This is a genomic window from Actinacidiphila sp. bgisy145, from assembly GCF_057708125.1.
The window spans coordinates 111,132-126,050 of the sequence record NZ_JBYIRL010000010.1; the positions used below are offsets into that span (position 1 = coordinate 111,132).

Below are 14,919 nucleotides of genomic sequence, written 5' to 3' on the forward strand. Positions count from 1 at the left end.
CGATCGGTACCGCCGGACTACCCCGGCGGCGGACCGCCGCGCCCCGCGCCGGGCCCCACCAAGACCGCACCTCCTCCCCCTCCTGCGCAGGACTCGGCACCGTTTCCACGGCAACGGATGACGGGCGATGCGCCGGGCCGGGTGCACATCGCCAAACGGCAGCGCGGGCTGGACGCCACCGCGATCGGCCAGTTGGTGTTCTACCTGCCGAGCTTCGTGGTCAGCCTGGTTCTCGTCGCCGGTCTCGCGCAGGCGGTGCTCCCCCACGAGGGCTGGGTCGTCGTGGTGGCCTGGCTCGCCTCGGGGGCTTTCGCCTTCCACCCGCCATCCGAGGACTTCATCGCCCGCTACCTGCTGCGACTGCGCTACCCGACCCCGTGGGAGTCGGCCCGCCTGGAGCCGCAGTGGCGGAAGGTGACCGCGCGGGCCGGTGTGGAAGGGCGCGCCTACCGGCTCTGGGTCGAGGACAGCGACGACCTCAACGCCCTTTCGGCAGCGGGCCACATCGTCGGAATCACGCGCTTCGCGCTCACCCTGCCCGAGGACCAGCTCGCCGCTGTGCTGGCGCACGAACTCGGCCATCACACCGACGGTCACGCCTGGTCGTCCCTGCTCGGCTCCTGGTACGCGGCCCCCGGACGGCTGGCGTGGGCCGTGGTCCGCGCCGTGACCCGCTTCTGCCGACGGTTCAGCAGTTGTCTCACCTTCCTCCTGCTGATCGCGGTGGTCGGTGCGGTGGCAGCGCTCGCGCTCGCGTACTGGTTCGTCGTCGTACCGCTCCTGGCTGCGCCGTACCTGCTGGCCGCCGTCAGTCGCCGAGCCGAGCTGCGGGCGGACCGGCACGCGGCCGCCCTGGGCTTCGCGCCGATGCTCGCCCAGGTCCTGCACGTCATGCAGTCGCAGCAGTGGGCCGACCCCCGCACCGCGGGTCTCGCGCTGACAGCGCACGGCACTACGGCCGCGACGGCGCACGGCGGCCTGCCCGGCAAGCTGCTTTCCTCTCACCCGGACTACCACACCCGGCTCCACCACCTGCGGCCTTACCTGGAGCCGGCCCGATGAACGGCGCCGGGCAGCCGCAGGAGGGGGGCGGCGGCCCGGCGCTCCCGGTGCGGTCCGATGTGTCGAGGGGCCTCAGGGGCCCGGGGCGGTGGCGATGAAGGCGGCGACCAGGGCGATGAAGGCGGTGATGACGGCGAGGCAGGCGTAGCCGAGGACCAGGCCGGCGGTGGCCTGGCCGTCGCCGGACTCGCCGGTGCGGCGGATCTGGGTCTTGGCGACGTGCCCGCAGATGACCGCCGGGATCGCGGTGGCGCCCAGGGTGAAGGCGGCCAGGACGCCGCAGACGAGGGAGGCGGTGGCCGCGGTGTTGGTGCGCCGGACCGCGGCGACGAAGACCGGGGCTGGGGGCGGGGGCGCCGGGGGGAAGGGCGGCAGCGGGTAGGGCGGCGCGGCGGGGTGGGGGATGTCCGCGGTGATCCGGTCGAGGTCGTCGTAGGTGCGGGCCTGGTAGGCCCGGCCGACCCGCTCGTCGTACTCCTCGGGCCGCAACCGGCCCTGGGTGTACGCCTCCTTGAGGATGTCCACCGCGCGCTCACGGTCCCCGTCGCTCGCCAGCATGCGTTGATGCATGCCCCGGCAGGCGCCGATCAGCCGCGACTGCCGTGCGGTGTCGAGAAGTTGTGACACAGCGGCGCGGCTACGCCTGTTCGCCGTCGGTGCCGGGTGGCGTCGCGGTGAGGTGGGTGAGGACCTCGGTGACCAGGGCAGCCAGTTCGGCGCGGGGGACGGACCGGATGTCCTCGAACCAGCCGAGCGAGCGGCTGAGGGTGATGCCGTAGAGCGCGGAGACCGCGATCTCCGCGCGCAGCCGGGGCCGGTCGACGTGCTGGCCGGCGATGTCCTCGGCCAAGGGCTCCACGACGCGGCGGGCGAGGCGGTCGCGGGCGGCCACCCGGATCTCCGGCGAGGTGTCGGACCGGATCAGGGCCTGCATGATGGGCCCGGGTCCGCGCTCGTCAGACCGCCGGACCAGGGTCTCCGCGATCTGCGCCAGCCCGCTGAACTCGGCCGGCCCGCTGACCGCGGCGTCCTCGGCGACCACCGCGGCGACATACAGCTCCGCCTTGTTGCCGAAGTAGCGGGCGATCAACGCGGCGTCCACGCCCGCGCGTTCGCCGATCTCCCGGATCGTGGTCCGCTCGAAGCCCTTCTGCCCGAACAGCTCCTGGGCGGCCCGCAGCAGTGCCTGCCTGCTGGCGGCCGCATCGCGGGGGCGCCCGGGCCCCGTCTGCGCGACGCCCACCGTGGTCCTCCTCAGCGGGTGTCCGAAGCCCGGTCGTCGACGGTCATGAAGCCGGAGCCGGCGAGTTCGGCCTCCTCCTCCATCATAGGGACGACCGCCGCGGCCTCCTCGGCCTTCGCCCGCACCCGGCTGCCGCCGCCCAGCCCGGGCAGCACGAAGCTGATCACGGCCGTGGCCACGGCCAGCGCCGACGCGAAGAGCAGTGCCGTCTCGAAGCCGGACACCTTCGGCAGGGCGCTGCCCGCCGGAGTGTGCGCCATCAGCACCGCGGCCGACAGCGCGCTGCCCAGCGTCAGGCCGATGCTGCGCAGCACCTGGTAGAAGCCGGTCGCGCTGCCGGTCTCACTGGCCGGCACCGCGCGCACGATGAAGCCGGGCATCGCCGCGTAGGTGAAGCCCATCCCGAAGCCGGCGATCCCGGTGACCACGAACGCCTCCCACAGGTGGGAGTGCTCCAGCGCGAAGAAGCCGGTGCCGAAGGCGAAGATCAGCGAGCCCAGCGGGATCATGCTGCGGGTGCCGAACCGCCGCTCGTAGATCCCGAGAAAGCGGCTGGCCACGAAGTTCGCCGCCGCGTAGGGCATCAGCACCAGGCCGGAGACGACGAGCGAGGCGCCGAAGCCGTAGCCCCGGTCCGTCGGGACCTGGACGAACTCGACCACCACCGGCAGCAGCAGGTACATCGCCACGCTGATCAGGAAGCCGCCGGTGTCGGCGGTGAGCACCGAGCGGTTCTTCACCTGGCGCAGGTCGATCAGCGGGTCGGTGGTGCGCAGCTCGTACGGAATCCAGGCCGCGAGCAGCACCAGGCTGGCGGCGAAGATGCCCAGGGTGCGGGCCGAGGTCCACCCCCAGCCGCCGGCTTCGCTGAGCGCCACCGAGAGCCCGACGACGACCAGGCTGATCAGGGTCGCGCCCACCGTGTCGAACCGCCGCGAGGGGACGTCCGCCCGGCCGGGCAGCACGAACGCGGCGAGCAGGAAGGCGGCGCCGACGGTGATCGCGCCGAACCAGTACGCGCCCCGGTAGTCGAAGGTCTCGGCGATCAGCGCGGTGACCGGGTAGCCGAGGCCGGCGCCGATCGCGGCGGTCACCGAGAGCGTGGCGATCGCCTGCCGTGACTTCTCGGGGGTGAGGTTGCGCCGGGCGACGGCCATCGCCACCGGCAGCAGTCCGAGGCCGACCCCTTGCAGGCCGCGCCCGACGATCAGCATCGCGAAGCCGTTGGACAGGGCGGCGACCACGCAGCCGGCGACCACCGAGCCGAGCGCGGCGAGGATCACGTCGCGCTGCCGGGGCCCGTCGGAGAGCCGGCCCATCAGCGGGGTGGCGAGGGCGCCGGTCATCAGCGTGATGGTCAGCAGCCACTCCGCGGTGCTCAGCGAGACCCCGTCGGCGTCGGCGATGGTGGGGATCAGCGGGGCGCCCAGGCTGGAGACGACCGACATCAGCGAGCCGACGATGATCAGGGTCGGCCCGAGCAGCCGCAGCCGCAGCCCGCTCGGTAGGGCCCCGGGGCCGGTGGCCCCGCCTGTTATGTGTGCGCTGCTGGACACGGTGCCGCCGCTCTCCCCGGGTTCGGATGTCACCGGGCGATGTCACCCGGTGATGTCATCAGATGATGACAACTGGAGATAACGGTATCACGCAACTATCTCGGCCCCGAACGGGGCCGGGCGGGCGGCCCCGGGCGCGCACGCGAAAGGGCGGCCGCCCCGGAACCCCGGGGCGGCCGCCCTCCATGACCGCTCAGGCCGTCAGGCCCACGCCTCAGCCGTTGTACGGGCCGTAGTCGTAGTCCTCCAGCGGCACCGCCTGGCCGGAGCCGGTGCCGAACGGGCTGTAGTCGATGTCGTCGTAGCCGACGGCCGAGTACATCGCGGCCTTGGCCTCCTCGGTCGGCTCCACCCGGATGTTGCGGTAGCGGGACAGGCCCGTACCGGCCGGGATGAGCTTGCCGATGATGACGTTCTCCTTCAGACCCAGCAGCGAGTCCGACTTCGCGTGGATCGCCGCGTCCGTCAGCACCCGGGTCGTCTCCTGGAAGGAGGCGGCCGACAGCCAGGACTCGGTGGCCAGCGAGGCCTTGGTGATACCCATCAGCTGCGGGCGGCCCGAGGCCGGGTGACCGCCCTCGGAGACCACGCGGCGGTTCTCGGTCTCGAACCGGCCGCGCTCGACCAGCTCGCCCGGCAGCAGCTCCGCGTCGCCGGACTCGATGATCGTCACCCGGCGCAGCATCTGCCGGATGATGATCTCGATGTGCTTGTCGTGGATCGACACGCCCTGCGAGTTGTAGACCTTCTGCACTTCCTGCACCAGGTGGATCTGGACCTGGCGCTGGCCGAGGATGCGCAGCACGTCGTGCGGGTTGGTCGCGCCGTAGGTGAGCTTCTGGCCCACCTCGACGTGGTCGCCCTCGCCGACCTGGAGCTTGACGCGCTTGGAGATCGGGTAGGCGATCTCGTCGGCACCGTCGTCCGGGGTGACGATGATCTTCTTGGTCTTCTCGGTCTCCTCGATCCGGACCCGGCCGGCCGCCTCGGAGATCGGCGCGACACCCTTGGGCACGCGCGCCTCGAAGAGCTCGACCACACGCGGCAGACCCTGCGTGATGTCGTCACCGGCCACACCACCGGTGTGGAAGGTACGCATCGTCAGCTGGGTGCCGGGCTCACCGATCGACTGGGCGGCGATGATGCCGACCGCCTCGCCGATGTCCACCAGCTTGCCGGTGGCCAGCGAACGCCCGTAGCAGTAGGCGCAGGTGCCCACCGCCGACTCGCAGGTGAGGATCGAGCGGGTCTTGACCTCCTCGACGCCGTGCCGCAGCAGCTGGTCGATGAGGACGTCGCCCAGGTCGACGTTGGCGGGGGCGATGACCTTGCCGTCCACCACGACGTCCTCGGCGAGCATCCGCGCGTACACGCTGGTCTCGACGTCCTCGGCCTTGCGCAGCGAACCGTCCTCGGCGCGCTCGGCGATCCGCAGCTTCAGACCGCGGTCGGTGCCGCAGTCCTCCTCGCGGATGATCACGTCCTGCGAGACGTCCACCAGACGACGGGTCAGGTAACCCGAGTCGGCGGTGCGCAGCGCGGTGTCGGCCAGACCCTTACGGGCACCGTGGGTGGAGATGAAGTACTCCAGCACGGACAGGCCCTCGCGGAAGGACGCCTTGATCGGACGCGGGATCGTCTCGTTCTTGGCGTTCGACACCAGGCCGCGCATACCCGCGATCTGACGCATCTGCATCATGTTTCCGCGGGCACCCGAGTCGACCATCATGAAGATCGGGTTGGTCTTCGGGAAGTTGGCGTTCATCGCCTGGGCGACCTCGTTGGTCGCCTTGGTCCAGATGTTGATCAGCTCGTCCGAGCGCTCCTGCTTGGTGATCAGGCCGCGCTCGTACTGCTTCTGGACCTTCTCGTCGAGCGCCTCGTAGGAGGCGATCAGGCCCTTCTTCGCCTCGGGCACCACGATGTCGGTGACGGCCACGGTGACGCCCGAACGAGTCGCCCAGTGGAAGCCGGCCGCCTTCAGGTTGTCGAGCGTCGCCGCCACGATCACCTTCGGGTACCGCTCGGCGAGGTCGTTGACGATCTCGGAGAGCTGCTTCTTGCCGACCGCGTAGTCCACGAACGGGTAGTCCTCGGGCAGCAGCTCGTTGAAGAGCGCCCGGCCCAGGGTGGTGCGCAGCCGGAAGCTGTCACCGACCTGGTACGGCTCCTCGCCCTCCACCGGCTCCGGCGGGGTCCAGCCGCGCGGCGGGACGGTGCCCACCGGGAAGCGGATGTCCACCTTGGCCTGCATGGACAGCTCGCGCGCGTCGAAGGCCATGATCGCCTCGGCGGTCGCGCCGAACGCCCGGCCCTCGCCGATGACCTCGCGCTCCTCGGAGTCCGTGGTCAGGAAGAACAGGCCGAGCACCATGTCCTGGGTCGGCATGGTGACCGGGCGGCCGTCGGCGGGCTTGAGGATGTTGTTCGAGGACAGCATCAGGATGCGGGCCTCGGCCTGCGCCTCCGCGGACAGCGGCAGGTGCACGGCCATCTGGTCGCCGTCGAAGTCCGCGTTGAACGCGGTGCAGACCAGCGGGTGGATCTGGATGGCCTTGCCCTCGACGAGCTGCGGCTCGAACGCCTGGATGCCCAGCCGGTGCAGGGTCGGCGCGCGGTTGAGCAGCACCGGGTGCTCGGCGATGACCTCTTCCAGCACGTCGTACACGACCGTGCGGCCGCGCTCGACCATGCGCTTGGCCGACTTGATGTTCTGCGCGTGGTTGAGGTCCACCAGGCGCTTCATCACGAACGGCTTGAAGAGCTCCAGCGCCATGGCCTTGGGCAGGCCGCACTGGTGCAGCTTGAGCTGCGGGCCGACGACGATCACCGAGCGGGCGGAGTAGTCCACGCGCTTGCCGAGCAGGTTCTGGCGGAACCGGCCCTGCTTGCCCTTGAGCATGTCGGAGAGCGACTTCAGCGGACGGTTGCCGGGGCCCGTCACCGGGCGGCCGCGGCGGCCGTTGTCGAAGAGCGCGTCGACGGCCTCCTGGAGCATCCGCTTCTCGTTGTTCACGATGATCTCGGGCGCACCGAGGTCGAGCAGGCGCTTCAGGCGGTTGTTGCGGTTGATCACGCGGCGGTACAGGTCGTTCAGGTCGGAGGTGGCGAAGCGGCCACCGTCGAGCTGGACCATCGGACGCAGGTCCGGCGGGATCACCGGGACGCAGTCCAGCACCATGCCGCCGGGCTTGTTGGTGGTCTGGAGGAACGCGGAGACCACCTTGAGCCGCTTCAGGGCGCGGGTCTTCTTCTGGCCCTTGCCGGTGCGGATGATCTCGCGGAGGCGCTCGGCCTCCTCCTCCAGGTCGAAGGACTCCAGGCGCTTCTGCAGCGCCGCGGCACCCATCGAGCCCTGGAAGTACGTGCCGAAGCGGTCGCGCAGCTCGCGGTAGAGCAGCTCGTCGCCCTCCAGGTCCTGGACCTTGAGGTTCTTGAAGCGGGCCCACACCTCGTCGAGCCGGTCCAGCTCGCGCTGGGCGCGGTCGCGCAGCTGCTTCATCTCGCGCTCGGCGCCCTCGCGCACCTTGCGGCGGACGTCGGCCTTGGCGCCCTCGTTCTCCAGCTCGCCGAGGTCGGCCTCCAGCTTCTTCTGCCGGGCCTCGACATCGGCGTCGCGGCGCTGCTCGACCTGCTGGCGCTCCACGGAGACCTGGGCCTCCAGGGAGGGCAGGTCGCGGGTGCGGCGCTCGTCGTCCACCCAGGTGATCATGTACGCCGCGAAGTAGATGACCTTCTCCAGGTCCTTCGGGGCGAGGTCGAGCAGGTACCCCAGGCGCGAGGGCACGCCCTTGAAGTACCAGATGTGGGTGACCGGGGCGGCCAGCTCGATGTGGCCCATCCGCTCACGCCGCACCTTGGCGCGGGTGACCTCGACGCCGCAGCGCTCGCAGATGATGCCCTTGAAGCGGACACGCTTGTACTTGCCGCAGTAGCACTCCCAGTCCCGGGTGGGGCCGAAGATCTTCTCGCAGAAGAGCCCGTCCTTTTCCGGCTTGAGGGTGCGGTAGTTGATGGTCTCGGGCTTCTTGACCTCGCCGTGCGACCAGGTCCGGATGTCGTCCGCGGTGGCCAGGCCGATCCGCAGCTCGTCGAAGAAGTTGACGTCGAGCACTGTGTCGTCAATCCCTCTCAGGGTTGATTCTCAAATGGTCTGAACGGGTCGCGGGAGAGCCCGTCCGGTGGGAGACCGGACGGGCCGGCCCGTCAGACCTCTTCGACGCTGCTCGGCTCGCGCCGGGACAGGTCGATGCCGAGCTCCTCCGCCGCACGGAACACGTCCTCGTCGGTGTCCCGCATCTCGATGGACATGCCGTCCTTGGACAGCACCTCCACGTTGAGGCAGAGCGACTGCATCTCCTTGATGAGCACCTTGAAGGACTCGGGGATGCCGGGCTCGGGGATGTTCTCGCCCTTGACGATGGCCTCGTAGACCTTCACGCGGCCGAGCACGTCGTCGGACTTGATGGTCAGCAGCTCCTGGAGCGCGTAGGCGGCGCCGTACGCCTCCAGCGCCCACACCTCCATCTCGCCGAACCGCTGCCCGCCGAACTGCGCCTTACCACCCAGCGGCTGCTGGGTGATCATCGAGTACGGGCCGGTGGAGCGGGCGTGCAGCTTGTCGTCCACCAGGTGGTGCAGCTTGAGGATGTACATGTAGCCGATGGAGATCGGCTCCGGGAACGGCTCGCCGGAGCGGCCGTCGAACAGCCGCGCCTTGCCGGAGGGCCGCACCATCCGGTCGCCGTCGCGGTTGGGGATCGTGGCCTCGAAGAGACCGACGATCTCGTCCTCGCGGGCGCCGTCGAAGACCGGCGTGGCCACGTTGGTGCCCGGCTCGACCCGGCCGGCGCCGATGCCGTCCAGCCGCTGGGCCCACTCCTCGGCGATGCCGGAGACGTCCCAGCCCTGCTTGGCGAGCCAGCCGAGGTGGATCTCCAGTACCTGGCCGGGGTTCATCCGGGACGGGACGCCGAGCGGGTTGAGGATGATGTCGACCGGGGTGCCGTCCTCGGTGAACGGCATGTCCTCGACCGGCAGGATCTTGGAGATGACGCCCTTGTTGCCGTGCCGGCCGGCGAGCTTGTCGCCGTCGGTGATCTTGCGCTTCTGGGCGACGTAGACCCGCACCAGCTGGTTGACGCCGGGCGGCAGCTCGTCGCCCTCCTCGCGGTCGAAGACGCGCACGCCGATGACCTTGCCGACCTCGCCGTGCGGCACCTTCAGGGAGGTGTCGCGGACCTCGCGGGCCTTCTCGCCGAAGATCGCGCGCAGCAGCCGCTCCTCCGGAGTCAGCTCGGTCTCGCCCTTGGGGGTGACCTTGCCGACCAGGATGTCGCCGGCGACCACGTCGGCGCCGATCCGGATGATGCCGCGCTCGTCGAGGTCGGCGAGGACCTCCTCGGAGACGTTCGGGATGTCCCGGGTGATCTCCTCCGGGCCCAGCTTGGTGTCGCGGGCGTCGACCTCGTGCTCCTCGATGTGGATCGAGGACAGGACGTCGTCCTGCACGAGGCGCTGCGACAGGATGATCGCGTCCTCGTAGTTGTGGCCTTCCCACGGCATGAACGCGACCAGCAGGTTCTTGCCGAGGGCCATCTCGCCCTCGTCCGTGGACGGTCCGTCGGCGAGCACCTGGCCGGCCACCACGCGGGCGCCCTCGTCCACGACGACCTTCTGGTTGAAGGAGGTGCCCTGGTTGGAGCGGGAGAACTTGGCGACCCGGTAGGTGGTGTAGGTGCCGTCGTCGTTGGTGACCGTGACGTAGTCGGCGGAGACCTCCTGGACCACGCCGTCCTTCTCGGCCTTGATCACGTCGCCGGCGTCGACCGCGCAGCGGTACTCCATGCCGGTGCCGACCAGCGGCGCCTCGGCCTTGATCAGCGGCACGGCCTGGCGCATCATGTTCGCGCCCATCAGGGCGCGGTTGGCGTCGTCGTGCTCCAGGAACGGGATCATCGCGGTCGCGACCGACACCATCTGGCGCGGCGAGACGTCCATGTAGTCGACGTCGTCGCCGGGGATGTAGTCGATCTCGCCGCCACGGCGGCGGACCAGCACGCGGGACTCGGCGAACCGCAGCTCGTCGGTGAGCGGCGCGTTGGCCTGCGCGATGACGAAGCGGTCCTCCTCGTCGGCGGTCAGGTAGTCGACGTGGTCGGTGACCTGGCCGTCGGTGACCTTGCGGTACGGCGTCTCGATGAAGCCGAACGCGTTGACCCGGCCGTAGGAGGCGAGCGAGCCGATCAGGCCGATGTTCGGGCCTTCGGGGGTCTCGATCGGGCACATCCGGCCGTAGTGCGACGGGTGCACGTCGCGGACCTCGAAGCCGGCCCGCTCACGGGACAGGCCGCCGGGGCCGAGCGCGTTGAGCCGGCGCTTGTGCGTCAGGCCCGACAGCGGGTTCGTCTGGTCCATGAACTGGGAGAGCTGGCTGGTGCCGAAGAACTCCTTGATGGAGGCGACGACCGGCCGGATGTTGATCAGGGTCTGCGGCGTGATCGCCTCGACGTCCTGGGTGGTCATCCGCTCCCGGACCACGCGCTCCATACGGGCCAGGCCGGTACGGACCTGGTTCTGGATCAGCTCGCCGACGTTGCGGATGCGGCGGTTGCCGAAGTGGTCGATGTCGTCGGTCTCGACGATGATCGACCGGCCGGAGTCGCCCACGGTCTCGGTCTCGCCCGCGTGCAGCTTCACCAGGTACTTGATGGTGGCGAGGATGTCCTCGGTGGTGAGCACGCCGGCGTCCAGCGGCGCGTCGCTGCCGAGCTTCTTGTTCACCTTGTAGCGGCCGACCTTGGCCAGGTCGTAGCGCTTCGGGTTGAAGTAGAGGTTCTCCAGCAGGGTCTGGGCGGCCTCCTTCGTCGGCGGCTCGCCCGGGCGCAGCTTGCGGTAGATGTCCAGCAGCGCGTCGTCCTGGCCCTGGGTGTGGTCCTTCTCCAGGGTGGCGCGCATCGACTCGTACTCGCCGAACTCCTCGAGGATCTGCTCGGTGGTCCAGCCGAGCGCCTTGAGCAGCACGGTCACCGACTGCTTGCGCTTGCGGTCGATGCGCACGCCGACCATGTCGCGCTTGTCGATCTCCATCTCCAGCCAGGCACCCCGGGACGGGATGATCTTGGCGGAGAAGATGTCCTTGTCGGACGTCTTGTCGATGGAGCTGTCGAAGTACACACCCGGCGAGCGGACCAGCTGCGAGACGACGACACGCTCGGTGCCGTTGATGCAGAAGGTGCCCTTGCTCGTCATCAGGGGGAAGTCGCCCATGAAGACGGTCTGGGACTTGATCTCGCCGGTCTCGTTGTTGGTGAACTCGGCGGTGACGAAGAGCGGGGCGCCGTAGGTGAAGTCGCGCTCCTTGCACTCGTCGAGCGAGTTCTTCGGCGGCTCGAAGCGGTGGTCACGGAACGTGAGGGACATCGACCCGGAGAAGTCCTCGATCGGGGAGATCTCCTCGAAGATCTCCTCCAGACCGGACTTCCTGGGGACGTCCTGCCCACTGTCCAGGGCCGCCTCGACCCGGGCCTTCCATGCCGCGTTGCCGAGCAGCCAGTCAAAGCTCTCGGTCTGGAGCGCGAGGAGGTTCGGAACTTCGAGCGGTTCACGGATCTTCGCGAAAGAGATGCGCAGCGGGGCGGTGCTTGCGCCGTTGTTCGAATGGGTGGTCGAGGCGTTGCGCGAGGCGGCCAAGAGGGGGTCCTTCCGAGGGCTCGGACTCACTACGCGCGTACCGGACCGAACCCGAGCTGACGAGAAAAGCCCTGATGACAGGCTTCCTCACGAGTGCTCGGACACGGGCATACCCCTGGTGACGGGCCAGGCAGCAGCTAACAGGCAGCGCAAAGGGTCAGTGTAGCCACTTGGCCCACTGATGTCCAGGCTGAGATTCGGAGTACCGAATCGTCGCCCCCTCCGCCCGTCTCACGGCCGCGTCCGCCCGGCCCTCGGAGCCCGGGTCCCGCGTCCGTCATCCATCATGTCCTGCCTGCCACGCGGACCACCGCAAGCGGGTCCACCCGACCACCAACGCATCCATTCCCGCTTCGCCGGCGATCCATGCATCCGGCCCCTGACGAAGTGTGGGGCCGGCGGGCACCGGACCGGGTGACCGCGGGTGGCGGCGCGTCCTGAGAATTGCGCGCCGCGTGCCATCCGTCAAGGCCCAAGCCTCGCGGAGATCGAAAACGACCGAGGGCGGCCACCCGTTCGGGTGGCCGCCCTACGGCGGGTGGAGCAGCTGCGGAGCGAGGTGTTACTTGACCTCGACCGAAGCGCCGGCGCCCTCGAGGGACTCCTTCGCCTTGTCCGCGGCTTCCTTGGTGGCCTTCTCCAGGACGGGCTTCGGGGCGCCGTCCACGAGGTCCTTGGCCTCCTTCAGGCCCAGCGAGGTCAGCTCACGCACGACCTTGATGACCTGGATCTTCTTGTCACCGGCGCCGGTGAGGATGACGTCGAACTCGTCCTTCTCCTCGACGGCCTCGGCCGGGGCGCCCGGGGCACCGCCGGCGGCGGCGACCGCGACCGGAGCGGCGGCGGTGACGTCGAACTTCTCCTCGAACGCCTTCACGAACTCGGAGAGCTCGATGAGGGTCAGGCTCTCGAACTGGGCGAGCAGTTCGTCCTGGGTCAGCTTCGCCATGATTGGCGTCCTTCCATTCATTCGGCTGGTGCCGTGGTGTACATGTCGGCGGGCGTACGTCGGGCCCGCGGCGACCGCTCCCGCTCCGCGGGCGACCGGTACGGGTACCGGGCGCCCCGCCGGGTCAGGCGGCGGTCAATGTGCGAGCCGAGTTACTCGGCACCGCCCTGCTCTGCCTCGGCCTCGGCCTTCTTGGCCCGAAGCGCCTCCGCGGTGCGGACGAACTTCGACGGGAGCGCCTGGAAGAGCGCGGCAGCCTGGGACTGCTTGGCCTTCATGGCACCCGCCAGCTTGGCGAGCAGAACCTCGCGGGACTCGAGGTCCGCAAGCTTCTTGATCTCGTCGGCGGACAGCGCCTTGCCGTCAAGGACACCGCCCTTGATGACGAGAGCGGGGTTGTCCTTGGCGAAGTCGCGCAGACCCTTCGCCGCCTCGACCGGGTCACCGGTCACGAAGGCGACGGCCGACGGACCCGCGAACAGGTCGTCGAGCGTGTTGATCCCGGCCTCGTTGGCCGCGATCTTGGTCAGCGTGTTCTTCACCACGGCGTACGTGGCGTTCTCACCGAGCGAACGGCGCAGCGTCTTGAGCTGCGCCACGGTGAGACCGCGGTACTCGGTCAGCACTGCGGCGTTCGAGCTGCGGAACTTGTCCGTCAACTCGGCAACCGCGGCAGACTTGTCGGGCCTCGCCATGAGTCTCGGCCTCCTTCCGGGTGATTGCGGACCGCCCGGTTGACGAAGGGGACGTGACTGGCGCGAGCAACACAAACGCCCCGGGCGCAGGCGCACGGGGCGGAACTCGACGAGAGGGCGTCAGCACTCCCGGAGATCTTCATCCGATCACCTACGCGGGCCGTCCGCACCGAGCGGAATCCTTCGGCCGCCCCACCCGTTCCCGGGCACGGCGACAACCTGCGGTCTTTGGCTTCGCGTTGAGAGTACGGGACCCGAGGCCCGGAGGGCAAATCCTTCCCGAAAGGAAGGTTTTCCCGGGCCCCGGCACGGGAAAAGCGGGCGCCCCGCGACCGTCCGGGGGTGCCGGGGGGAGCGGGGCGCCGTGGTGCTGTCGTGCCGTCGTACTGCCGGCCGCACCGCCGTCAGAGGGCGGCGGGGTCCTCCTCGGTGAGGAGGTTGCGGGTGCGGTTGGAGTCGAGCGGGATGCCCGGGCCCATCGTGGTGGAGACGGCGGCCTTCTTGATGTAACGGCCCTTGGCCGCGGACGGCTTGAGCCGCAGGACCTCGTCCAGCGCCGCCGCGTAGTTCTCCACCAGCTTGGTCTCGTCGAAGGAGACCTTGCCGATGATGAAGTGCAGGTTCGAGTGCTTGTCGACGCGGAACTCGATCTTGCCGCCCTTGATGTCCGTGACCGCCTTCGCCACGTCCGGGGTGACCGTGCCGGTCTTCGGGTTCGGCATCAGACCGCGCGGGCCGAGCACGCGGCCCAGCCGGCCGACCTTGCCCATCAGGTCCGGGGTGGCGACGACGGCGTCGAAGTCGAGCCGGCCCTTCGACACCTCGTCGATCAGTTCGTCGGAGCCGACGATGTCGGCTCCCGCGGCTTCCGCGGCCGCAGCACGGTCACCGGTCGCGAAGACCAGGACCCGGGCGGTCTTGCCGGTGCCGTGCGGAAGGTTCACGGTGCCGCGGACCATCTGGTCGGCCTTGCGCGGGTCGACACCCAGGCGGAAGGCGACCTCGACGGTCGAGTCGAACTTGGTGGTCGCGGTCTCCTTCGCGAGACGGACGGCCTCCAGGGGCGCGTACACGCGCTCCCGGTCGATCTTGGCGTCCGCAGCGCGGAGAGACTTGCTGCGCTTGCTCACTTGCTGCTCCTACGTTGTCTTGGAGTCGTGGTCCGAGCCGAGCAGGCCCTTCCACTCACTGCCGGGTGTGGCCAGGTCGGCGGTTCAGCCCTGGACCGTGATGCCCATGGAACGGGCGGTACCCGCGATGATCTTCTCCGCGGCGTCCAGGTCGTTCGCGTTCAGGTCGGGGAGCTTCGTGGTGGCGATCTCCCGCACCTGCTCACGGCTGAGCGAGGCGACCTTCTTGACGTGGGGCTCGCCGGAGCCCTTGTCCACGCCCGCGGCCTTCAGGATGAGCTTCGCGGCCGGCGGGGTCTTGGTGATGAACGTGAAGGTACGGTCCTCGTAGACCGTGATCTCCACCGGGATCACCATGCCGCGCTGCGACTCGGTGGCCGCGTTGTAGGCCTTGCAGAACTCCATGATGTTCACGCCGTGCTGGCCCAGCGCGGGGCCGACCGGCGGCGCCGGGTTGGCCGCACCGGCGTTGATCTGGAGCTTGATCAGCCCCGTGACCTTCTTCTTCTTGGGAGGCATTGCTCTCTCCGGGTCTTGTTGAGAGTGTTCATGCCTGCGAGCAGGCATACCGCACCACGATAACGGGTACGGG

10 protein-coding genes are annotated in these 14,919 nt (G+C 69.5%); 1 reads left to right on the forward strand and 9 read right to left on the reverse strand.

Annotated elements, in window-relative coordinates:
• Positions 1 to 117: 117 nt before the first annotated feature.
• Positions 118 to 1,062 (forward strand): M48 family metalloprotease, encoded by a 945-nt coding sequence (locus AC3ERT_RS11640; RefSeq protein ID WP_435173892.1) that lies wholly within the window; start codon positions 118 to 120, stop codon positions 1,060 to 1,062.
• A gap of 72 nt (positions 1,063 to 1,134) precedes the next feature.
• On the opposite strand, the gene AC3ERT_RS11645 is transcribed toward AC3ERT_RS11640, so the two are convergent.
• The 9 genes from AC3ERT_RS11645 to rplK all read right to left on the reverse strand — a co-directional run bounded on the left by AC3ERT_RS11645 (position 1,135) and on the right by rplK (position 14,846).
• Positions 1,135 to 1,620, reverse strand: coding sequence for a DUF1707 and DUF4190 domain-containing protein (locus AC3ERT_RS11645; protein ID WP_435173894.1), 486 nt, complete (start codon positions 1,618 to 1,620; stop codon positions 1,135 to 1,137).
• A gap of 79 nt (positions 1,621 to 1,699) precedes the next feature.
• Positions 1,700 to 2,305, reverse strand: a complete 606-nt coding sequence (locus tag AC3ERT_RS11650) for a TetR/AcrR family transcriptional regulator (protein WP_435173895.1) — start codon at positions 2,303 to 2,305, stop codon at positions 1,700 to 1,702.
• An 11-nt stretch (positions 2,306 to 2,316) separates the two neighbouring features.
• Entirely contained in the window at positions 2,317 to 3,894 is a 1,578-nt protein-coding gene (locus AC3ERT_RS11655) for an MFS transporter (RefSeq protein ID WP_335978280.1), read from the reverse strand.
• A 181-nt stretch (positions 3,895 to 4,075) separates the two neighbouring features.
• The gene (locus tag AC3ERT_RS11660; protein WP_335978282.1) at positions 4,076 to 7,975 is read right to left on the reverse strand and encodes a DNA-directed RNA polymerase subunit beta'; all 3,900 of its coding nucleotides are present in this window, start codon (positions 7,973 to 7,975) and stop codon (positions 4,076 to 4,078) included.
• 92 nt (positions 7,976 to 8,067) lie between these two features.
• On the reverse strand, positions 8,068 to 11,553 hold the full coding sequence (gene rpoB / locus AC3ERT_RS11665; RefSeq protein WP_335978284.1) for a DNA-directed RNA polymerase subunit beta: 3,486 nt from the start codon (positions 11,551 to 11,553) through the stop codon (positions 8,068 to 8,070).
• A gap of 562 nt (positions 11,554 to 12,115) precedes the next feature.
• Positions 12,116 to 12,502, reverse strand: coding sequence for a 50S ribosomal protein L7/L12 (rplL, locus tag AC3ERT_RS11670; RefSeq protein ID WP_335978286.1), 387 nt, complete (start codon positions 12,500 to 12,502; stop codon positions 12,116 to 12,118).
• Positions 12,503 to 12,654: 152 nt separating this feature from the next.
• Positions 12,655 to 13,197 (reverse strand): 50S ribosomal protein L10, encoded by a 543-nt coding sequence (gene rplJ / locus AC3ERT_RS11675; protein ID WP_335978287.1) that lies wholly within the window; start codon positions 13,195 to 13,197, stop codon positions 12,655 to 12,657.
• A gap of 404 nt (positions 13,198 to 13,601) precedes the next feature.
• On the reverse strand, positions 13,602 to 14,327 hold the full coding sequence (gene rplA / locus AC3ERT_RS11680) for a 50S ribosomal protein L1 (protein WP_335978291.1): 726 nt from the start codon (positions 14,325 to 14,327) through the stop codon (positions 13,602 to 13,604).
• Positions 14,328 to 14,411: 84 nt separating this feature from the next.
• Positions 14,412 to 14,846 carry a 50S ribosomal protein L11 gene (rplK, locus tag AC3ERT_RS11685; protein ID WP_202235499.1) on the reverse strand — a complete coding sequence of 145 codons (435 nt, stop codon included), beginning with the start codon at positions 14,844 to 14,846 and terminating at the stop codon, positions 14,412 to 14,414.
• Positions 14,847 to 14,919: the final 73 nt, after the last annotated feature.